This window comes from Delftia sp. K82 (assembly GCF_002193035.1).
In the GTDB taxonomy this organism is placed as follows: Bacteria; Pseudomonadota; Gammaproteobacteria; order Burkholderiales; family Burkholderiaceae_C; genus Comamonas; species Comamonas acidovorans.
In genome coordinates, this window is the sequence record NZ_MYFL01000001.1 from 3292879 (window position 1) to 3311269 (window position 18391).

Here is an 18391-nt window from a genome sequence, read left to right on the forward strand (position 1 = left end):
CCCAAGGGAGACTTGAAATGACGACAACGGATATCGCATCCGGCCAGGCCGGGGCCGCCCCGCGCCAGCCCGACTCGCTGGAGACGGCACGCGCCTACGCCAAGGTGTTCTGGCGCCTCGTGCCGTTCCTGATGCTGTGCTATGTGATCGCCTACCTCGATCGCGTGAACGTGGGCTTTGCCAAGCTGCAGATGTCCCAGGACCTAGGCTTCAGCGAGACCGTGTTCGGCCTGGGCGCAGGCGTGTTCTTCATCGGCTACTTCCTCTTCGAGGTGCCCAGCAACCTGCTCATGCACCGCCTGGGCGCGCGCGTCTGGATCGCCCGCATCATGATCACCTGGGGCATTCTGTCGGCCATGTTCATGTATGTGGAGACGCCCACGGGCTTCTACATCCTGCGCTTTCTGCTGGGCCTGGCCGAGGCGGGCTTCTACCCCGGCGTGATCCTGTACCTGACCTACTGGTACCCGGCCCACCGGCGCGCCAAGATCGTGGCGCTGTTCATGTCGGCCATCCCCGTGGCCGGCATTTTCGGCAACCCGCTGTCGGGCTGGATCATGCAGGCCTTCCACGGCGACCATGGCCTGCACGGCTGGCAGTGGATGTTCCTGATCGAGGCGATTCCCGCCCTGGTGATCGGCGTGGTGACCATCTTCTATCTGGACAACGGCATCTCCAGCGCCAAGTGGCTGACGGCCTCCGAAAAGCAGCTGCTGGCGCGCGAGATCGAGCTGGACCAGCAGCACTCAGGCGCACAGAAGCATTCGCTCAAGGCCGTGTTCGCCGACCGCCGCGTCTGGTGGATGTGCCTGATCTACTTCGCCTTTGTCGCCGGCCAGTACGGCCTGACCTTCTGGATGCCCACGCTGATCAAGTCCACGGGCGTCACGGGCGCGCTGAACATCGGCCTGCTCAGTGCCATCCCCTTCCTGTGCGCCATCGTGGTGATGAACCTGATGGGCCACAGCGCCGACAAGCGCCGCGAGCGCCGCTGGCACCTGATCGTGCCCGCGCTGATGGGCGCCGTGGGCTTTGCGATGACGGCCTTCTTCGCCGACAACACGGTTCTTTCCCTGATCTTCCTGTCGCTGGCCGCAGCCGGCGTGCTGACCTGCGCGCCGCTGTTCTGGTCGCTGCCCACGGCCTTTCTGTCGGGCACGGCGGCGGCGGCGGGCATTGCCATCGTCAACTCGGTCGGCAACCTCGCGGGCTTCGCCAGCCCTTACATGATCGGCTACCTCAAGGACCTGACCCAGTCCACGCAGGCCGGCATGTTCGTGCTGGCGGGGGTGCTCGTGGTGGGCGCCATCGCGGTCTGGCTCACCCCCGCAAAGATGGTCAACCGCTGACCGGCCTTTCTTCCCATCCTTCAAGCTCCAAGTCCCAAGACACATGAAAGTACTGATCACCGGCGGCGCCGGATTCCTGGGCCAGCGCCTGGCCCGCAAGCTGCTCGAACAGGGCGCGCTGACGCTGGCCGGCACCCGCTGGCCCATCCACCAGATCGACCTGCTCGACGTGGTGGCCACCGACGCCATTGAAGACACGCGCGTGCGCTCCCTGGTGGGCGACATTGCCGACCCGCAGGTGCTGCGCGGCGCCATAGACCAGGACACGGCCGTGATCTTCCATCTGGCCGCTGTGGTCAGCGGCCAGGCCGAGGCCGACTTCGACCTGGGCATGCGCATCAACCTCGATGCCTCGCGCGCCCTGCTGGAGACCTGCCGCGCCGTGGGCCACATGCCGCGCGTGGTCTTCACCAGCTCGGTGGCCGTCTACGGGGGTGACCTGCCCGACACCGTGCTGGACGGCACGGCCCTGAACCCGCAGTCCTCCTACGGCACGCAAAAAGCCATTGCCGAGCTGCTGCTGGCCGACTACACGCGGCGCGGCTTTGTCGACGGCCGCGTGCTGCGCCTGCCCACGATCAGCGTGCGCCCGGGCCGGCCCAATGCGGCCGCCTCGTCGTTTGCCAGCGGCATCATCCGCGAGCCCCTCAACGGCGAAGCGGCCAACTGCCCCGTGGGTGCCACTACGCGCCTGTGGCTGCTGTCGCCGCGCCGCGCCGTCGAGGCCCTGGTCGCAGGCTGCGAACTCGATGCCAGCGCCGTCGCCGACCGCCGCCCCATCAACCTGCCCGGCGTGTCCGTCAGCGCGGGCGACATGGTGCGCGCGCTGCGCGAAGTGGCTGGCGACGAAGTGGCCAACCGCGTGAGCTGGCAGCCCGACGACAAGGTCGAGCGCATCGTCGGCAGCTGGCCCGGCCGCTGGGATACCGCGCGCGCCAACCAGCTGGGCCTGCGCGGCGACGAGGACTTTGCGGCCATCGTGCGCGCCTACATCGCCGATGACCTGACACCGGCCAAGCCATGAGCAACGACACCTCCACACCACAGCCCGCAGCACGCGCCGTCGGCGTGATCGGCCTGGGCGCCATGGGCGCCGGCATGGCGCAAAGCCTGCGCCGCGCCGGCCACCACGTGCATGTCCACGACATCCGGCCCGGGGCCGCAGCCGCCTTCGCCGCCGAAGGTGGCACGGCCTGCGCCACGCTGGCCGACATGGCCGCCGCTTGCCGCATCGTCGTCAGCGTGGTGGTCAACGCCCAGCAGACCGAGGCCGTGCTGTTCGGCGAAGGCGGCATCGCTCCTGCGCTGCAACCCGGCTCCGTCTTCATCATGTGCTCCACCGTGGACCCCAACTGGTCGGTGGCGCTGGAGGCCAAGCTGCAGGCGCAGGGCGTGCACTACATCGACGCGCCCATCTCCGGCGGCGCGGCCAAGGCCGCGTCGGGCCAGATGACCATGATGACGGCCGCCCGCCCCGAGGCCTATGCCGCCTGCGAAGGCGTGCTCGACGCCATGGCCGCCAAGGTCTACCGCCTGGGCGACAGCGCGGGCGCGGGCAGCAAGGTGAAGATCATCAACCAGCTGCTGGCCGGCGTGCACATTGCCGCAGCGGCCGAGGCCATGGCCCTGGGCCTGCGCGAAGGCGTCGATGCCGCCGCGCTCTACGAGGTCATCACCCACAGCGCCGGCAACAGCTGGATGTTCGAGAACCGCATGGCCCACGTGCTGGCCGGCGACTACACCCCGCTGTCGGCCGTGGACATCTTCGTCAAGGACCTGGGCCTGGTGCTGGACACCGCGCGCCACAGCAAATTCCCGCTGCCCCTGGCCTCCACGGCCCACCAGATGTTCATGCAGGCATCCACCGCCGGCCATGGCCGCGAGGACGACAGCGCCGTCATCAAGATCTTTCCGGGCATCACCCTGCCCCAGGCTCCATCGGAATCCCCATGACCCTTCTTCTGGGCTGCATAGCCGACGACTTCACGGGCGCCACCGATCTGGCGAACAACCTGGTGCGCGCAGGCATGCGCGTGGTGCAAAGCATTGGCGTGCCTGCCGGCCCGGTGGACGAGGGCGTGGACGCCGTCGTTGTCGCGCTCAAGTCGCGCACCATCGCGCCGGCCGATGCCATTGCGCAATCGCTGCAGGCCCTCGAATGGCTGCAGGCCCAGGGCGCCAATGGCCGCGCGCCGCAGATCTACTTCAAGTACTGCTCCACCTTCGACAGCACGCCGCAGGGCAACATCGGCCCCGTGACCGATGCGCTGATGGACGCGCTGGGCTGTGGCTTCACCATCGCCACGCCGGCCTTCCCCGACAACCAGCGCACCGTCTTCAAGGGCCACCTGTTCGTGGGCGATGTGCTGCTCAGCGACAGCGGCATGCGCAACCACCCGCTCACCCCCATGACCGATGCCAACCTGGTGCGCGTGCTGCAGGCGCAGACACGGCGCAAGGTGGGGCTGATCGACCATGTGGCCGTCGCGCAGGGCGAAGCCGCCATCCGCGCGCGCATCGCCGCACTCCAGGCCGAGGGCGTGGGCATGGCCATGGTCGATGCCGTCTCCAACGACGACTTGCTGCGCCTGGGCCCGGCCCTGGCCGGCATGCCGCTTGTCACGGCGGGCTCGGGCGTGGCCATCGGCCTGCCCGCGAACTTCAGCATCCAGCCCACGGCCCAGGCCGCTGCCCTGCCAACCGCCACCGGCCTGCAGGCGGTCGTCTCGGGCAGTTGCTCGGTGGCCACCAATGCACAGGTGGCGCACTTCATCGCTTCGGGCCGCCCGGCCCTGGCGCTGGAGCCGCTGCGCATCGCAGCCGGCGAGGACGAAGCCGGCAAGGCCCTGGCCTGGGCCCGCCAGCACATCGCCAGCGGCCCGGTGCTGATCTACTCCACCGCCGAATCCGCAGCCGTCAAGGCCGTACAGGGCCGCCTGGGCGTGGAGCAGGCCGGCGCACTGGTCGAACAGACCATCGCCGCCATCTCCCGGGGGCTGGTCGAGATGGGCGTGCGCCAGCTCATCGTGGCCGGTGGCGAAACCTCGGGCGCCTGCGTGCAGGCGCTGGGCGTCGAGCAGATGCGCATAGGGCCGCAGATCGACCCTGGCGTGCCCTGGTGCCATGCCGCCTCGCCCCTGGCGCCGCAGGGGCTGCACCTCACGCTCAAGTCCGGCAACTTCGGCACCACGGACTTCTTCACCAAGGCCTTCGGCGCGTTGCCGCGCGCCTGATGCCACACTCAGCCTCCGTTTTCAGGAAAGCTTTCATGCCCCGTTTCGCCGCCAACCTGTCCATGCTCTACAACGACCTGGACTTTCTTGACCGCTTCGAGGCCGCCGCGCGCGACGGCTTCCAGGCCGTCGAATACCTGTTTCCCTACGACTTTGCCCCCGAGCAACTGGCCCGGCGACTGCAGGACCACGGCCTGCAGCAGGTGCTGTTCAACGCCCCGCCCGGCGACTGGAACGCGGGCGAGCGCGGCCTGGCCTGCATCCCCGGGCGCGAGGCGGAATTCGCCCAGGGCATGGAGCGCGCCATCGCCTATGCCCGGGCCCTGGGCTGCCCGCGCATCCACGTCATGGCCGGGCTCAAGCCCGCAGGCGCCAGCGATGACATCCTGCGCTCCACCTACATCTCCAACGTGCGCCATGCCGCACGGCTGGCCGCGCCCCACGGCATCGCCATCCTGCTGGAGCCCATCAACGGCCGGGACATGCCAGGCTTCTTCCTGAGCCGCCAGGACCAGGCCCACGCGCTGCTGGCCGACATCGCAGAGTCCAACGTCCAGGTCCAGATGGACCTCTACCACTGCCAGATTGTCGAGGGAGACCTCGCCATGAAGATCCGCCAGTACCTGCCCACAGGCCGCGTGGGGCATGTGCAGATCGCAGGCGTGCCCGAACGCCACGAACCCGACGTGGGCGAGGTCAACTACCCCTACCTTTTCCGCCTGCTGGACCAGCTGGGCTATGACGGCTGGATAGGCTGCGAATACCGCCCCGCGCGCGGCGCGGCGGCACACGCTACCAGCGAGGGGCTGGGGTGGATGAAGGAGTGGCTGTAGCTGTAGCGTCTGCTGCGGCAGCCCGTCATCCGCCAGGCACGGGAGGATGGGTCGGATAGCTGTCCTGCGTATCCGCCGCCTGCGTTCAGGAATATTCCAGATCGCTGTGCTTGCCGACCACCAGCCGGCCGGCCGACAGCGACATCATCAGCAGCGCAATCGCCTCATGCATGATCAGCGTGTGCGTGTTGCCGGTCTCCACCATCTTGCTGCGCAGCGATTCGCGCACCTGCAGGGAGCCGGTCACGTCGATGATGATGTCCACCGCCGCGTCCACCAGTTCCATGAACCGGGTGGTGACCGGCACGCCGCGCGCGCGTGCCAGTGCGATGCCGGGCTGGTTCAAATCCAGGTCGGCCACCCCAAGCAACTGCACGAAGGGCGCGTCCAGCAATTGCTGCAGCAAGGGAGTGCCGGTCTGCCCCGCACCAATGACCACGATCCGGAAGGCTTGCATGGGTTGAATCCTTTTTCCATATGGGAAGTACGGCGCCATCATAGAAATGCCTTGCCGGTGTGAGCCGGTCCGGGGCGGGTGAAATGGGTTTGTATGACCCAGATCAAATCCGGTGGACAGGGGCGTGGCGGCGGGCCAGGTCTCTGCGGTCTAGATTCGATACCGACCGGCTGCCTGCAGCAGGGACCACACCACAGGCTGCTGACGCGGGAGCCTGCATTCGCCCACAAAAAAACCCGCCGGCTTCGTGGCCCGGCGGGTTTTCTCAGGTGAACAACAGCCAGCGCTGTTATTGCCTTACAGGAACCTGTTCCGTGTACTCGCGCAGCACGCCGCCGCCTTCGACGGAGCCGCTGACCTGGCCGTCCTTGACGCGCTCCACGCAGGAGCGGCGGTCGCCTTCGTTCTTGAAGACATCGCAGCGGGCCACGGCATTGCGCTGGAAGTGGTCGCCCGACTGGACGCCGCCTCGGCGCGATTGCTCCTGGACGGCTGCAGCCTCGTGCTGGGCAGGGTCGCGGCGGTCATAGCCGCGCTTGGCGGGCCCCTTGGGTTCGGCGTGCTTCTTGTGGTGGTGATGGGGCTTGGCCTTTTCCGCAGCGGGTGGTGGGGGCGGCATGCCATCGGGGCCAGGGGCGGGCTGGGCAGTGGCCAATCCGGCCATGCCAAGCACGGCGGCGCCAATACACAGCTGCAGGGGACGAATCCATGGGTTCTTCATAGCTTCACTCCATTCCTCGTGAAAAAAGTCAAGGCCCAAGCATGCGTGTTTTCCAGCTCCCCATTTATCGGTACAGCACGGCTGCGCATGCAGGCCATGGCCTACAGCTTGCCGTGCCCCCTGCAAGCGGCCCCTGACCTGGGTCAAGCCTGGTGCGCAAACCAGCGCTGCACGCCTTCGGCCATGCGTGCGAAGACGCTGTCCAGCGTGGGCACCTCGGCGCCCCACAGGGCGTGCAGCACGTCCGCGTTCTCGAACAGGCCGTGCCAGTAGCAGCCGGCGATGCGGCCATCGGGGCTGTGCCACAGCAGGCCGGGCACGGGCTCGGCTACGGCACTGCCAGCGGCCACCATGTCGGGGCGCACGCTGGTCTGGCCGTGGTGGATTTCATAGACCTGTGCCTGCACGCCAGACAGCGGCGCCAGCGCACCCGGCAGCGGCGGCAGTTGCACGCTGGCGGGCAGCACGGTCTTGTCGGGCGCGAACAGGGTCGTCAGCGGCAGAAGCCCCAGGCCGGCGGCGTTGCCGTCCACGCCATGCAGGTCGATCAGCGCCTCGCCCAGCATCTGCAGGCCGCCGCAGATGCCCAGCACCTGCCGGCCTGCCGCAGCGTGTGCAGCAACGGCGGCATCCAGACCCTGGGAACGCATCCAGGCCAGATCGGCAGCGGTGGCCTTGGAGCCGGGCAGGATGATCCAGTCCGCGCCTGCCAGCTGGGCCGGCGTGCGCGCCCAGACCACGCGCAGGCCCGGCACCTGCAGCAGGGGCTGGAATTCGTCGAGGTTGCTGATGCGCGGGTAGGCAATGATGGCGATGGTGGTGTGCACGGCGCGCCCCGCCCCTCCTCCAGAGCCACGGTCGTCAAAGACGCCATCCTCCTCCGGCAGGCCATGCTGGAACTGCATGGGGATGGTGGCCACGGTGGGCACGCCGGTGCGCTCCTGCAGCATCTGCGGGGCGGGCGCCAACAGGCTGGCGTCGCCCCGGAATTTGTTGAGCACAAAGCCGCGGATCAGCGCCTGTTCTTCCGGCGGCAGCAGGGCCCAGGTGCCGTAGAGGTGGGCAAAGGCGCCGCCCCGGTCTATGTCGGACACCAGCAGGCAATGCGCGCCGCAGTGGCGCGCCACGCGCATGTTGACGACGTCGCTGGCATGCAGGTTGATTTCTGCGGGGGAGCCGGCGCCTTCGATGACGACCACATCGTTGTCGGCGCGCAGGCTGTCCAGCGCCTCGGCGATCTGCGGCCAGACGCGGGCGCTGCGGCCGCGCCAGGGCAAGGCCGAGAGTTCCTCGCTGACCCGGCCCAGCAGCACGACCTGGCTGCGCATGTCGGCCTCGGGCTTGAGCAGCAGCGGGTTCATGCGCACATCGGGCGCGCAGCCTGCGGCCAGGGCCTGCAGGTACTGGGCCGTGCCGATCTCACCCCAGGCACCGCCCGGCGCGGAGACCACCCGCGCGTTGTTGCTCATGTTCTGCGCCTTGAAGGGCGCCACCTTGTAGCCCTGCGCGCGATACCAGGCGCACAGCGCGGTGGCCACCCAGCTCTTGCCGGCGCCGCTGCTGGTGCCCAGCACCATCACGCACAGCGCGGGGCGCTGGCCGGGCCTGGGCAGGGGCAGATTCACGGCGGCGGGTTCATTCGATTGCATGGTGTTTCTCCATTGGCTGCCAGGCAGCCAGCAAGGCGTTCTGGGATGCGGGCGCCAGCACGCCCATGCGCACGCAGCCGGGCAGGCCGAAGCTGTCGCAGTCGCGCAGCTTGATGCCCTGCGCGCGCAGTTGGGCCAGACGCGTCTGCATGGCGTCGCCCTGCTGGGCTTGCGGCCAGCGCGCCACAAAGTAATTGACCTGCGAGCCGGGCAGTACCTGCCAGCCCAGGCGCTGCACCAGATCGAGCTGCTGCGTCTTCCAATCGCGCAGCCGTTGCAGGCTTTGCGCCAGCCATTGCCGGGTGGCCGGTGCGGTCCAGGCCGTGAGCATGGCCTCGCCATGGGCGCCCACGGGCCACGATGGTGACAGGGCGCGCAAGGCCTCGATCTCGTCGTGCGGCACGGCTTCGGGCGCAATGGCGTAGGCCGCGCGCACGCCGGTCATACCCAGGGCCTTGTTGGGAGTCCACATCTGCCAGGCGTCGCGCACCTGGGAGGGCACGGCGGGTTCCATGCCCGGCTCCAGTCTGAGGGGGGCATAAGCGCAGTCGATCACGCGCCAGGTGCCGGGCGGTGCGGGCTCGCTCCACAGGGGCCAGACGTCCTCGGGCCGGCCCAGCGGGCTCGATGGCGCGCAAGCCCAATGCAGGCCGGGGCCGGCCTCGGTGATACCGTCGCGCGCGACCTGGCGCAGGCGCCAGACCTGCGCCGCGTGGGCGTAGTCGCCGTAATGGTGGGCCGGCAGGCTGGCGACGGCCGCGCCTTCGCGCGCCGCATGCATGCTGATGCGGTGGATGAAGTCGCTGGCGCTGGCCGCAATGACGATGCGCCCGGCCGGCACACCATGAAAATCCGCCAGCCGTGCACGCAGCGCCGTGTACTGCGGGTCCGGGTACTGGGCCGCGTGGGCCTGGGCCAGCATGTCCAGCGCCTGCGGGCAGGGTCCGCAGGCATTGCGGTTGGTGGAGAAATCGTGCGCGGGCACGCCCAGCGCATCCGTGCCACCGTGGGTGACTGGGATCGGTTTCATGGTGTCTTTCCTGCCATCGCCCATCCAAGGACCAGGGCGGCGGCCAGCGCTGCAGCCACCAGCATGGCGACCACGCGGCCCGCATGCGCCACGGCCTGCTGCAGCTCGGCCGCCTGCGGCACGCGGCCTGCGGGGTTGAGCACGTAGACGCCGGGCTTGCCCAGGCGCACGCCCAGCAGCCTTGCCATGGCGCCCATGGGCCAGCCGCCGTTGGGCGACGGGGTGATGCGCGCGTCCTGGCGCAGCGCACCCCAGCCCGGCCGCCGGCCAGCGGCCAGGCCGGACAAGGCCAGGAGCAAGGCGGTCAGGCGCGCCGGTATCCAGTTGAGCAGGTCATCGGCACGCGCCGTCCATTTGCCGGCCCATTGCCAGTGGCGCCGGTCATCGCCCTGCCCGCGCCAGCCCGGGTAGCCCCACATGGCATCGGCCGTATTGGCAAAGCGGTAGAGGGCCGCGCCCGGCAGGCCGGCCACGGCGAACCAGAACAGCGGCGCCAGCACCGAGTCGCTGAGGTTCTCGGCCAGGGTTTCGATGGCGCTTTCGCGCACCTGGCCAGCGTCGAGCTGCGCCGTGTCCCGGCTGACCAGCCAGGTAAGCCGCTCGCGGCCTGCAGGCAGGGATTGCTGCAGTGCGGCTTCCACGGCCAGCACCTCGTCGCGCAGCATGCGCCAGGACAAAAGCGGCTTGAGCAGCACGCCCACCACCAGGGCGCCCAGCCACCAGGGCATGGGCGGCAGCAGCCACTGGATGAACGCGTAGATGGCAAAGAACAGCAGCGCCAGCAGGCACCAGGCGACGGCGCCCAGCGCAAAGCGTGGCCAGTCGCGCACATGTTCTTCGCGTGGGGCAATTCTTCGCCCAACCGCACCCAGCAGCCGGCCCATGGCGACCACGGGGTGCATCCACACGGGCGGCTCGCCCCATAGCCGGTCGATCAGCAAGGCCACGGGAACGGCCAGCGCGGCGGCCAGGGCGTGGCGCGCCCAGGGTTCGGACACGGGCTGCGACAGCGCCTGCCAGCACCACCACAGCGGGCTGAGCGCGGCGCCCAGCAGTTGCCAGGAAGGGCTGTCGCTCATGCCTGCGGCTGCGGGCCGGCGGCGCGCTGGCCCCAGAAGTCGTCGTAGAGCATGTCCTGCAGCGGTGCGCGGCTGGCCCACTTTTGCTGCTGCAGCATGGGCTCGGCATAGTAGGCCGACACGGGGCCCAGGCACAGCACGGCCAGCGGCCGGCTGCCCACGGGCATTTGCAGCAGCGCGGCCAGCACCTCGGGATCGAACAGCGAGACCCAGCCCAGCCCCAGCCCCTCGGCACGCGCGGCAAGCCACAGGTTCTGGATGGCGCAGGCGGCCGAGGCCACGTCCATCTCGGGCAGGGTGCGCCGGCCGAAGACATGGGCCTCGCGCCCTGGCGGCATGGCCACGACCAGCACCTCGGCCGCATCCAGCACGCCCTGGACCTTGAGCTGCATGAAGTCTTCCTCGCGCTCGCCCAGCGCACGCGCGGTCTGCAGGCGTTCCTGCTCGATCACGGCATGGATCTCCTGGCGCAATTGCGCATCGCGCACGCGGATGAAGCGCCAGGGCTGCATGAAGCCGACGCTGGGCGCATGGTGGGCGGCGCGCAGCAGGCGCAGCAGCACCTCGGGCGCGACTTCGCCGCCGCAGAAGTGGCGCATGTCGCGCCGCTCATGGATGGCGCGGTAGACGGCTGCCCGCTCGGCCTCGGCAAAGGGTTGGGCGGGAATGGTCTCTGGCGCCCGGGATTGCGTTTCGCTGCTCATGCCGCCATTGTCCGCCGCAGGCCGGGCCTGCGGGCGGCATCAGTCCTCAATACCACGCTGGGCGGGAATGCCGGCCTGGAAGGCGTGCTTGACCAGTTCCATGCGCGTGACGGTATCGGCCACGGCAATGATTTCCTCGGGGCAGCGGCGGCCCGTGAGCATGACGTGCACATGGCGCGGGCGGTCGGCCAGGGCCTGCAGCACAGGCTCCAGCGGCAGCCAGCCATAGATCAGCGGATAGGTGATTTCGTCGAGCACGACCAGGAAGTGATCACCCGAGAGGATGGCGGTGCGCGCACGCTCCCAGCCTTCGCGCGCGATCTGGGCCGACCGCTCATGGTCCTGGCTCTTCCAGCTGAAGCCGTCGCCCAGGCCCTCGATGGGCATGCCCAGCTGCTCGAACATGCGGTGCTCGCCAAAGCGCGCGGTGGGCACCTTCATGAACTGGAAGATCTTGACGGACTTGCCCCGGCCATGCGCGCGCAGGGCCAGGCCGAAGGCCGCCGTGCTCTTGCCCTTGCCGTCGCCGGTGTTCACCAGCACCAGGCCACGGCGTTCGCCTTCGGGCTTTTCATAGGGCTTTTCCGTCGGGGCCTGTTCGATCTGCATGGGTCTGTCATCCTCAAAAGTTGCACACGCTGCGGCGGGCATGCGCCGCAGCGGAGCGCCACTTTAACCGAGGCGGGCGCCCAGCCGGCGCTGCAGGGCACGCACGGCGCTGTCCACCGTGGTGAGCACGGGCAGGCCCGTGGCCGCCTCGCAGGCGGCGCGGGCACGCGCCATGCTGAACTGGGCCAGCGCAATGCGCGTGCAGCCGCGCGCGGCCAGGGCCCTGGCCTGCTCGACCACCAGGCGGTCATGCGTGGCGGTGTCGCCCCGGTTGAGCGCGTCCATGGCGCCATCGGCCAGGGCGGGCACGAGTTCGATGCCGGCCGGAAACTCCGGCGGCATGGACTGCAGCGTGGGCGCGAAGCTGGAGATCAAACCCAAGGCCCCCTGCTGGCCCTGCACGGCCTCTTCGATCATGGCCTCGTTGGGCTTGAGCACGGGCAGCGGCGCATGGCGCGCGGCCACGGCCTCGATGCAGGGGCCAAAGGCCGAGCAGGTGAACAAGATCCCCTGCGCGCCCGTGTCCACGGCGTACTGCGCAAGGCGCTGGAAACGCTCGTGCATGGCGGCGTCCAGCCCGCGCCCGTTGCGCGCCAGGTCGGCCGAGAGGCTGTCGTCCAGCAGGTTCATGCGAACCGCCTCTGGCCAGTCGCGCGCAAAGGCTTCGTTGATGGGAGCGACGGAGTGGCTGAGGGCGTGGATGAGGGCGATGCGGGTCATGGATGCGTGCAATAAGTTCAGATGCCCTTGGACGAGGGATGGGCGAAGGCCTCGCGCGTCTCGGCGTTGAGCGGGTAGTTGATGTTGATGTTCCTGGGCGGGATGGGCGACATGAACCAGCGGTTGTAGAGCTTTTCCATCTCGCCGGACTGCATCATGCCCGTCACCACGCGGTCCACGATGGCCTTGAAGCCGGCATCGTCCTTGCGCAGCATCAGCGCCTGGTTCTCGGTGCGCAGGCTTTCGCCCGTGATCAGGTAGTCCTGCGGGTTCTTGGCATTGGCGATCTGCCCGGCGAGCAGGATGTCGTCCAGCACGAAGGCCTGGGCACGGCCGCTCTCCACCAGCATGAAGGAGTCCGAATGGTCCTTGCCCGAAAGGTTGGTGATGTCGAGGTTGCGGCCCCGGTCCGCCTCGCGCAGCAGGCGAAAGGACGTGGTGCCCGCCGTCGTCGCCACGGTCTTGCCCTGCAGGTCGGCGACGGAGCGCAGCCCCGAGTCCGCGCGCACCAGCATGCGCACGTTGTAGCGGAAGATATCCGGCGAGAAGGCCACCTGCTTTTGCCGCTCCACCAGGTTGGTGGTGGAGCCGCACTCCAGGTCCACCGTGCCGTTGGCCACCAGCGGGATGCGGTTGGCCGAGGTCACGGCCTGATAGCGCACCTGCAGTGCGGGCAGCTTGAGCTGGGCCTTGACCTCGTCCACGATGCGCCGGCAGATGTCCATGCTGTAGCCCACGGGCTTGAGATCGCCATCCAGGTAGGAAAAGCCGAACGAGGACTCGCGGTAGCCCAGCGTGATGGCCCCGGCCTGCTGGATCTTGGCGAGCGTGCCGCTGTCCTGGGCATGGCTGGCGGCCAGCGGCAGCAGCGCGGCGATCAGGGCGCTGGTCACGGCCAGGGCCGTGCGCTTCAGGGTCGGGCGGGATGGGGTCATGGGGACACTCCTGTGGCGGGGTTGGGGAAAGCGTGGGAAAGCGTGGAAGTGCGGGCGAGCGCAGGAACGGATCAGAGAACCTGGGCGAGTGCGGCCTCGATGGACTCGCCCAGGCGCGTGGCAATGGTCTGCAGCTGTTCCCGCGTGGCGATGAAGGGCGGCGCCAGCAGCACGTGGTCGCCCGCACGGCCATCGGCCGTGCCGCCGCCGGGGTAGCACAGCAGGCCGCGCTGCAGGGCTTCGGTCTTGATCCGGGCGTTGAGCTTCAGGCCCGCATCGAAGGGCGCCTTGCTGGCGCGGTCGGCCACCAGCTCCACGCCCCAGAAGAAGCCGCGCCCGCGGATGTCGCCAACGTGCTCGCCTACGCGGCGGTGGCTGCCCATGGCTTGCACCAGCATCTGCCCGAAGGCTTCGCCATCGGTACGCACCTTGTCCAGCAGGCCGTCGCGCCGTATCACGCGCTGCACGGCCAGCGCCGCCGCGCAGGCCACCGGGTGGCCCAGGTAGGTATGGCCGTGCTGGAAGAAGCCGCTGCCGCGCGACATGGCATCGACGATGCGCCCCTGCGCCAGCACCGCGCCCACGGGCTGGTAGCCGCCGCCCAGGCCCTTGGCCACGGTGATCAGGTCGGGCACCACGCCTTCCTGCTCGCAGGCATGCAGGGTGCCCGTGCGGCCCATGCCGCACATGACCTCGTCCAGGATGAGCAGCACGCCGTGGCGGTCGCACACCTCGCGCACGGCCTTGAAGTAGCCGGGCACGGGCGTGAGCACGCCGGCCGTGGCGCCGCCCACCGTCTCGGCCACGAAGGCGATCACGCTGCGCGGGCCGTGGACGCCGATGGCCGCATCCAGCTCGTCGGCCAGGCGCTGGCCGTATTGCTCTGGGGTTTCATCGTCGCGCTGGTCGCGGTAGGCATTGCAGGGCGAGACATGGGTGGCCGGCACCAGGATGGGCGCGAACGGCGCGCGCCGCCAGGCATTGCCGCCCACGGCCAGCGCACCCAGCGTGTTGCCGTGGTAGCTCTGGCGGCGCGCGATGAAGTGCGTGCGCTCGGGCTGGCCGATCTCCACGAAGTACTGGCGCGCCATCTTGAGCGCGGCCTCCACGGCCTCGGAGCCGCCGCTGACCAGGTAGGCGTGGCTGGTGCCTTCGGGTGCGCCGCGCACCAGTTCCTGCCCCAGTTCCTCGGCCACCGCAGTGGTGAAGAAGCTGGTGTGGGCATAGGCCAGCCGGTCGATCTGGTCATGCATGGCGGCGATCACGTCGGGATGACCGTGGCCCAGCGAGGACACGGCCGCGCCGCCCGAGGCATCGATATAGCTGCGCCCCTGTGCGTCGCGTATCTCCAGGCCGCTGGCGGCGACGGCGACGGGGGGCGTGTGGTGCAGATGGCGATGGAACACATGGCTCATGACAGTTCTTTCAAGGAACAAATGTTTCATCACATTATTCAACGGAACATTTGTTCCGTCAACAGAGATTTCAACCACAGCCGTTCCAACCCGGCCCGCGCCTGGGCTACAGTCGGCGCAGCCAATACCGCCCTTTTCCCCTCCTTTCTCCTGAAAACCCATGTCCGTTCAAGACGACATCCGCCAGCGATTTGCCGAGTTGAGCCCGGCCCTGCAACAGGTGGCCCGCTTCGTGCTGGAGCATCCCAACGATGTGGTCACGGCCTCCATGCGCAGCGTGGGCACGCGCGCCGGCAGCCCGCCCGCCACGCTGGTGCGGTTTGCGCAGTGGCTGGGTTTTGACGGCTGGCCGCAGCTCAAGCAGGCCTTCGCGCAGGACATGGGGCTGGGCAGCGACGAGGCCTACGGCCAGCGCGCCAAGGCCCTGGTGGGCCGCGCTGGCGACCATGACCTGGTGGGCGAGACCTTCGAAGTGCACCGCCGCAATCTGGAGGCCACCGAGCGGCGCCTGGGCGATGCGCTGCAGCAGGCCTGCGCACTGCTAGAAAAGGCCCGCAGCGTGCATGTGGCGGGCTTTCGCGCCAGCTACCCCGTGGCCTTTTCCTTTGTCTATGTGTACCGGCTGCTGCGCGCCAGCGTGCACCTGCTGGACGGCCAGGGCGGCACGCTGGAGATGCAATGCCGCGCCATGGAGCGCGGCGACGCATTGCTGGTAGTCGCCTTTGCGCCCTATTCGCGCGAGGCGCTGGCCGTGGCCCAGGCCGCCAGGGACGCGGGCTGCCGCATCGTGGCACTGACCGACAGCCCCGCCTCGCCCCTGGCGCTGCTGGCCGACGCCACGCTGCTGTTTTCGCTGCACAGCCCGTCGTTCTTCCCCTCCATCACCTCGGCCGTGGCGCTGTCCGAGGCCCTGGTGGAACTGCTGGCCAGCCGCGCCGGCAAGGGCGTGGTGCAGCGCATCGACCAGGCCGAGGAGCAATTGTTTGCCAGCGGTGCGTATCTGGAGGCACCTCGGTCGAGGAAAACCGGTCGCGACTAGCCCAAGGCCGAAGCCGCCATTTGCGCCACAGCCATCGCAGCGCCAGGATCGTCACCGTCTTCCATGCTCCAGACGGCAGACAGCCCCGACCAGGCCAGCACCCATTGCAACAGGCGCCTTTGCTCTATGCCCGAGACTTCGGCAATGGTGGCCATGCGGTGCGCAAAGCGCCCCGGCGCCAGCGCGCTGGCGGGGTCGGGATTGCTCAGGATGTTGGCGTAGTCAAAGCCGCGCTCGCCATGCAGGCCCTTGGGGTCGATGGCCAGCCAGCCCAGGGGGCCGAAGTCCAGCACATTGCCGTGGTGAAGGTCACCATGCAGCACGGTCACGTCGCGCGGTGCGGCCAGCAGCTCGCGCGCCGTGGTGGAGCACAGGCCGAGCAGGCTGGCGATTCCATGGCCTTGTGCAAGCAATGCATGGAACCACTGCGTCAGCGGCACCAGGGGTGGCAACGCCTTGGCGCGCGGCAGGTGCAGGCGCTTGGCAGCGGTGCACAGGATGCGCGTAGCCTCCTCATCGCGCTCGCCACGGGCCATCTCCACCAGCGATTCGGGTCCTGTGGCGCGCAGCATCAGCAAGGCCGGCCCTTCATGGGCCAGCACGGGCGCGGCACCATCGCCATTCCACCAGGCCATCAGCTGGGCACCGGCCACTTCCTCGGGCTCCTTAGCGATCTTGAGCATGGCGGGCGTGCCGCCCTGGCGCACGGGCAGCAACACGCCGCGCGGCGTGGACAGGGGCTGGCCATCGATGGTCAGAGCCCAGCGGCTCAGATACGGCGCATGGAGAGACATTTTTTCTAACAGGCGATCAGGCAGCTGCGGCTTGCCCCCGCAGCCGTGGCAGGGCCAGCCACTGCCCGTCGATGGCGCGGATGCGCAGCCGGTGCTCGAACACGGCCTCCAGCGCCGCATGCGTGGCCGCGTCGGCGCAGGCACCCTGGTGCACCACCTGCCCCTTGTCGAGAATGACCAGGTCCTGGGCCTGCAAGGCCATCGATATCTCATGCAGCACGCTGACCACGGTGCAGCCCTGGGCGACCAGGGCCTGCACGCATTCGAGCCAGTCGGCCTGGTGTGGCGGGTCAAGGTTGGCCAGGGGTTCGTCCATCAGCAGCACGCGGGCCTGCACGGCCAGGGCGCGCGCCAGCAGCACGCGCTGGCGCTCGCCGCCCGAGAGGCTGCCCACGCTGCGCATGCACCAGTCCCAGCCCTGGGTCTGGCGCAGGGCCTGCTCCACGGCGGCATGGTCTGCCTGGCTGGGCGCAGCCAGCCAGCCCTGGTGCGGCAGGCGGCCCAGCATGACCACGTCCTGGACCTGCATGTCGCCGGCCACGGGCTGGTTCTGGCCCAGCCAGGCGAGCGAGCAGGCCCGTTCGCGCGCACTCCATTGCCGCAGCGGGCGGCCCAGGAGCTCCACCTCGCCTTGCACGCCAGCGCCGGACTCCATGCCTGCCAGGGCGCGCAGCAGCGTGGATTTCCCGGCGCCGTTGGGGCCGACGATGGCGGTCCAGCGGCCGGCGGGCAGGGCCAGGCTCAGGCCGCCCAGAACCTGTCGATCGCCCAGGCGAACCTTCAGGGCGCGCGCTTGCAGGGCGGGGGCCAGTGCCGTCATGCGCCCTCCCCGCCGCGCAGGGCGTGGCGGCGGTGCATGAGCCACAGCAGGTAGCTGCCGCCCAGCAAGGCCGTGAGCGCGCCCACGGGCAGCTCCTGCGGGGCGATGAGCCAGCGCGCCAGCAGGTCGGCGGCCAGCAGCAGCACGGCGCCCATGCCCGCGCTGAGCACCAGCAGCCAGCGGTGCATGGAGCGCACCATGGAGCGCACCAGATGCGGCGCAGCCAGGCCGACGAAGGCGATGAGCCCGGTCTGCGCCACGGCCGTGCCCGTGGCCAGGGCCAGCAGCAAGATGAGCACCATGCGCAGCGGCGCCAGCGGCAGGCCCAGGCTGTGGGCCGTGGCCTCGCCCAGGGACAGGCCGTCGAGCACGCGGCCCAGGCACCAGGCGCCCAGGGCGGTGGCCAGCAGCACGGCCAGCATCAGCGCGCAGGCGCCCCAGCCGATGAAGGAGGTACTGCCCAGCATGAAGGCCTGCATGGCCTGCATGATGTCCGGGTTCATCAGCAGCACCAGCGATGCGGCCGCGCCCAGCACCACCCCCACCACCACGCCGGCCAGCAGCAGGCGCATGGTGTTGTGCACGCCCTGGGCCAGCACCAGGGTCAGCAGCACGGCCAGGGCCGCGCCCGCAAAGGCCGCACCCGTGACACCCAGGCGCGCCAGACCCGCCAGTGCGAAGGGCGAGGCGCCCAGCGCCGCCATGCTCAATGCAACGCCCAGCGAGGCGCCGGAGGCACTGCCCAGCAGATAGGGATCGGCCAGCGGATTGCGGAACACACCCTGGGCGATGGCCCCGGCCAGCCCCAGCAGGCCGCCGGCCAGCCAGGCGCCCGCCGTGCGGGGCAGCCGGATCTCGGTGACGATCTGCCAGGACAGCGGATCACTGCGCGCCGCCCACACGCTCTCCCAGCCCGTGCTGCCCACGCCCGCGCCCAGCAGCATGAGCAGGGCGCTCACGACCAGCAGGGCCAGTGCCATCCAGGGCGCGGCCAGGCCGCTGTG

The 18391-nt window shown here is 69.5% G+C and carries 19 protein-coding genes; 6 read left to right on the forward strand and 13 right to left on the reverse strand.

Going from position 1 to position 18391, the window contains the following annotated elements:
* Positions 1–17 precede the first annotated feature (17 nt).
* From KDK82_RS14475 to otnI, 5 genes are read left to right on the forward strand one after another with little or no spacing between them, the layout of a single operon-like run.
* Entirely contained in the window at positions 18–1349 is a 1332-nt protein-coding gene (locus KDK82_RS14475; protein WP_088165280.1) for an MFS transporter, read from the forward strand.
* Between the two features lie 43 nt (positions 1350–1392).
* Positions 1393–2373 (forward strand): D-erythronate dehydrogenase, encoded by a 981-nt coding sequence (gene denD, locus KDK82_RS14480; RefSeq protein ID WP_088165281.1) that lies wholly within the window; start codon positions 1393–1395, stop codon positions 2371–2373.
* Positions 2370–3302: an L-threonate dehydrogenase gene (gene ltnD, locus KDK82_RS14485; RefSeq protein ID WP_088165282.1), complete on the forward strand. Its 933-nt coding sequence runs from the start codon at positions 2370–2372 to the stop codon at positions 3300–3302. The genes denD and ltnD overlap by 4 nt, the downstream gene beginning before the upstream one ends.
* Positions 3299–4582: a 3-oxo-tetronate kinase gene (otnK, locus tag KDK82_RS14490; protein WP_088165283.1), complete on the forward strand. Its 1284-nt coding sequence runs from the start codon at positions 3299–3301 to the stop codon at positions 4580–4582. The genes ltnD and otnK overlap by 4 nt, the downstream gene beginning before the upstream one ends.
* Before the next feature lie 35 nt (positions 4583–4617).
* The gene (gene otnI / locus KDK82_RS14495; protein ID WP_088165284.1) at positions 4618–5415 is read left to right on the forward strand and encodes a 2-oxo-tetronate isomerase; all 798 of its coding nucleotides are present in this window, start codon (positions 4618–4620) and stop codon (positions 5413–5415) included.
* 85 nt (positions 5416–5500) lie between these two features.
* Here the strand turns inward: otnI and KDK82_RS14500 are convergent, their stop codons facing one another.
* The 10 genes from KDK82_RS14500 to KDK82_RS14545 form a co-directional block, all read right to left on the reverse strand.
* Positions 5501–5872 (reverse strand): oxidoreductase, encoded by a 372-nt coding sequence (locus KDK82_RS14500; RefSeq protein ID WP_012204656.1) that lies wholly within the window; start codon positions 5870–5872, stop codon positions 5501–5503.
* Between the two features lie 289 nt (positions 5873–6161).
* The gene (locus tag KDK82_RS14505) at positions 6162–6593 is read right to left on the reverse strand and encodes a hypothetical protein (RefSeq protein ID WP_013803206.1); all 432 of its coding nucleotides are present in this window, start codon (positions 6591–6593) and stop codon (positions 6162–6164) included.
* A gap of 143 nt (positions 6594–6736) precedes the next feature.
* Positions 6737–8242, reverse strand: coding sequence for a cobyric acid synthase (locus tag KDK82_RS14510; protein WP_088165285.1), 1506 nt, complete (start codon positions 8240–8242; stop codon positions 6737–6739).
* On the reverse strand, positions 8229–9272 hold the full coding sequence (locus KDK82_RS14515; protein WP_088165286.1) for an aminotransferase class I/II-fold pyridoxal phosphate-dependent enzyme: 1044 nt from the start codon (positions 9270–9272) through the stop codon (positions 8229–8231). The genes KDK82_RS14510 and KDK82_RS14515 overlap by 14 nt, the downstream gene beginning before the upstream one ends.
* The gene (gene cbiB / locus KDK82_RS14520) at positions 9269–10351 is read right to left on the reverse strand and encodes an adenosylcobinamide-phosphate synthase CbiB (protein WP_088165287.1); all 1083 of its coding nucleotides are present in this window, start codon (positions 10349–10351) and stop codon (positions 9269–9271) included. The genes KDK82_RS14515 and cbiB overlap by 4 nt, the downstream gene beginning before the upstream one ends.
* Positions 10348–11055, reverse strand: a complete 708-nt coding sequence (bluB, locus tag KDK82_RS14525; RefSeq protein WP_012204651.1) for a 5,6-dimethylbenzimidazole synthase — start codon at positions 11053–11055, stop codon at positions 10348–10350. Before bluB ends, cbiB begins: the two co-directional genes overlap by 4 nt.
* Positions 11056–11094: 39 nt before the next feature.
* A complete protein-coding gene (gene cobO / locus KDK82_RS14530; RefSeq protein WP_013803210.1) occupies positions 11095–11664 on the reverse strand; it encodes a cob(I)yrinic acid a,c-diamide adenosyltransferase in 570 nt (189 codons plus the stop codon).
* 63 nt (positions 11665–11727) lie between these two features.
* Positions 11728–12384: an aspartate/glutamate racemase family protein gene (locus KDK82_RS14535; RefSeq protein WP_034391838.1), complete on the reverse strand. Its 657-nt coding sequence runs from the start codon at positions 12382–12384 to the stop codon at positions 11728–11730.
* A gap of 17 nt (positions 12385–12401) precedes the next feature.
* Complete coding sequence (locus tag KDK82_RS14540) at positions 12402–13319, reverse strand: amino acid ABC transporter substrate-binding protein (RefSeq protein WP_013803212.1); 918 nt, start codon at positions 13317–13319, stop codon at positions 12402–12404.
* A 71-nt stretch (positions 13320–13390) separates the two neighbouring features.
* Positions 13391–14734 (reverse strand): aspartate aminotransferase family protein, encoded by a 1344-nt coding sequence (locus tag KDK82_RS14545; RefSeq protein ID WP_088165288.1) that lies wholly within the window; start codon positions 14732–14734, stop codon positions 13391–13393.
* A gap of 160 nt (positions 14735–14894) precedes the next feature.
* Here KDK82_RS14545 and KDK82_RS14550 point away from each other — a divergent pair, with 160 nt between their 5' ends.
* Entirely contained in the window at positions 14895–15773 is an 879-nt protein-coding gene (locus tag KDK82_RS14550; RefSeq protein ID WP_013803214.1) for a MurR/RpiR family transcriptional regulator, read from the forward strand.
* Here KDK82_RS14550 and KDK82_RS14555 read toward each other — a convergent pair.
* From KDK82_RS14555 to KDK82_RS14565, 3 genes are read right to left on the reverse strand one after another with little or no spacing between them, the layout of a single operon-like run.
* Positions 15770–16567, reverse strand: coding sequence for an aminoglycoside phosphotransferase family protein (locus KDK82_RS14555; RefSeq protein ID WP_088165289.1), 798 nt, complete (start codon positions 16565–16567; stop codon positions 15770–15772). The two genes, KDK82_RS14550 and KDK82_RS14555, sit on opposite strands and share 4 nt — an antisense overlap.
* 16 nt (positions 16568–16583) lie before the next feature.
* Entirely contained in the window at positions 16584–17387 is an 804-nt protein-coding gene (locus KDK82_RS14560) for an ABC transporter ATP-binding protein (RefSeq protein ID WP_088165290.1), read from the reverse strand.
* A complete protein-coding gene (locus KDK82_RS14565; protein ID WP_063327961.1) occupies positions 17384–18367 on the reverse strand; it encodes an iron ABC transporter permease in 984 nt (327 codons plus the stop codon). The genes KDK82_RS14560 and KDK82_RS14565 overlap by 4 nt, the downstream gene beginning before the upstream one ends.
* Between the last annotated feature and the right edge of the window lie 24 nt (positions 18368–18391).

Excerpts from the sequence above, each read along its gene's own strand:
- KDK82_RS14475 (WP_088165280.1), top strand. The coding sequence starts at position 18 with ATGACGACAACGGATATCGCATCCGGCCAGGCCGGGGCCGCCCCGCGC.
- denD (WP_088165281.1), top strand. The coding sequence starts at position 1,393 with ATGAAAGTACTGATCACCGGCGGCGCCGGATTCCTGGGCCAGCGCCTG.
- ltnD (WP_088165282.1), top strand. The coding sequence starts at position 2,370 with ATGAGCAACGACACCTCCACACCACAGCCCGCAGCACGCGCCGTCGGC.
- otnK (WP_088165283.1), top strand. The coding sequence starts at position 3,299 with ATGACCCTTCTTCTGGGCTGCATAGCCGACGACTTCACGGGCGCCACC.
- otnI (WP_088165284.1), top strand. The coding sequence starts at position 4,618 with ATGCCCCGTTTCGCCGCCAACCTGTCCATGCTCTACAACGACCTGGAC.
- KDK82_RS14500 (WP_012204656.1), bottom strand. The coding sequence starts at position 5,872 with ATGCAAGCCTTCCGGATCGTGGTCATTGGTGCGGGGCAGACCGGCACT.
- KDK82_RS14505 (WP_013803206.1), bottom strand. The coding sequence starts at position 6,593 with ATGAAGAACCCATGGATTCGTCCCCTGCAGCTGTGTATTGGCGCCGCC.
- KDK82_RS14510 (WP_088165285.1), bottom strand. The coding sequence starts at position 8,242 with ATGCAATCGAATGAACCCGCCGCCGTGAATCTGCCCCTGCCCAGGCCC.
- KDK82_RS14515 (WP_088165286.1), bottom strand. The coding sequence starts at position 9,272 with ATGAAACCGATCCCAGTCACCCACGGTGGCACGGATGCGCTGGGCGTG.
- cbiB (WP_088165287.1), bottom strand. The coding sequence starts at position 10,351 with ATGAGCGACAGCCCTTCCTGGCAACTGCTGGGCGCCGCGCTCAGCCCG.
- bluB (WP_012204651.1), bottom strand. The coding sequence starts at position 11,055 with ATGAGCAGCGAAACGCAATCCCGGGCGCCAGAGACCATTCCCGCCCAA.
- cobO (WP_013803210.1), bottom strand. The coding sequence starts at position 11,664 with ATGCAGATCGAACAGGCCCCGACGGAAAAGCCCTATGAAAAGCCCGAA.
- KDK82_RS14535 (WP_034391838.1), bottom strand. The coding sequence starts at position 12,384 with ATGACCCGCATCGCCCTCATCCACGCCCTCAGCCACTCCGTCGCTCCC.
- KDK82_RS14540 (WP_013803212.1), bottom strand. The coding sequence starts at position 13,319 with ATGACCCCATCCCGCCCGACCCTGAAGCGCACGGCCCTGGCCGTGACC.
- KDK82_RS14545 (WP_088165288.1), bottom strand. The coding sequence starts at position 14,734 with ATGAGCCATGTGTTCCATCGCCATCTGCACCACACGCCCCCCGTCGCC.
- KDK82_RS14550 (WP_013803214.1), top strand. The coding sequence starts at position 14,895 with ATGTCCGTTCAAGACGACATCCGCCAGCGATTTGCCGAGTTGAGCCCG.
- KDK82_RS14555 (WP_088165289.1), bottom strand. The coding sequence starts at position 16,567 with ATGTCTCTCCATGCGCCGTATCTGAGCCGCTGGGCTCTGACCATCGAT.
- KDK82_RS14560 (WP_088165290.1), bottom strand. The coding sequence starts at position 17,387 with ATGACGGCACTGGCCCCCGCCCTGCAAGCGCGCGCCCTGAAGGTTCGC.
- KDK82_RS14565 (WP_063327961.1), bottom strand. The coding sequence starts at position 18,367 with ATGGCACTGGCCCTGCTGGTCGTGAGCGCCCTGCTCATGCTGCTGGGC.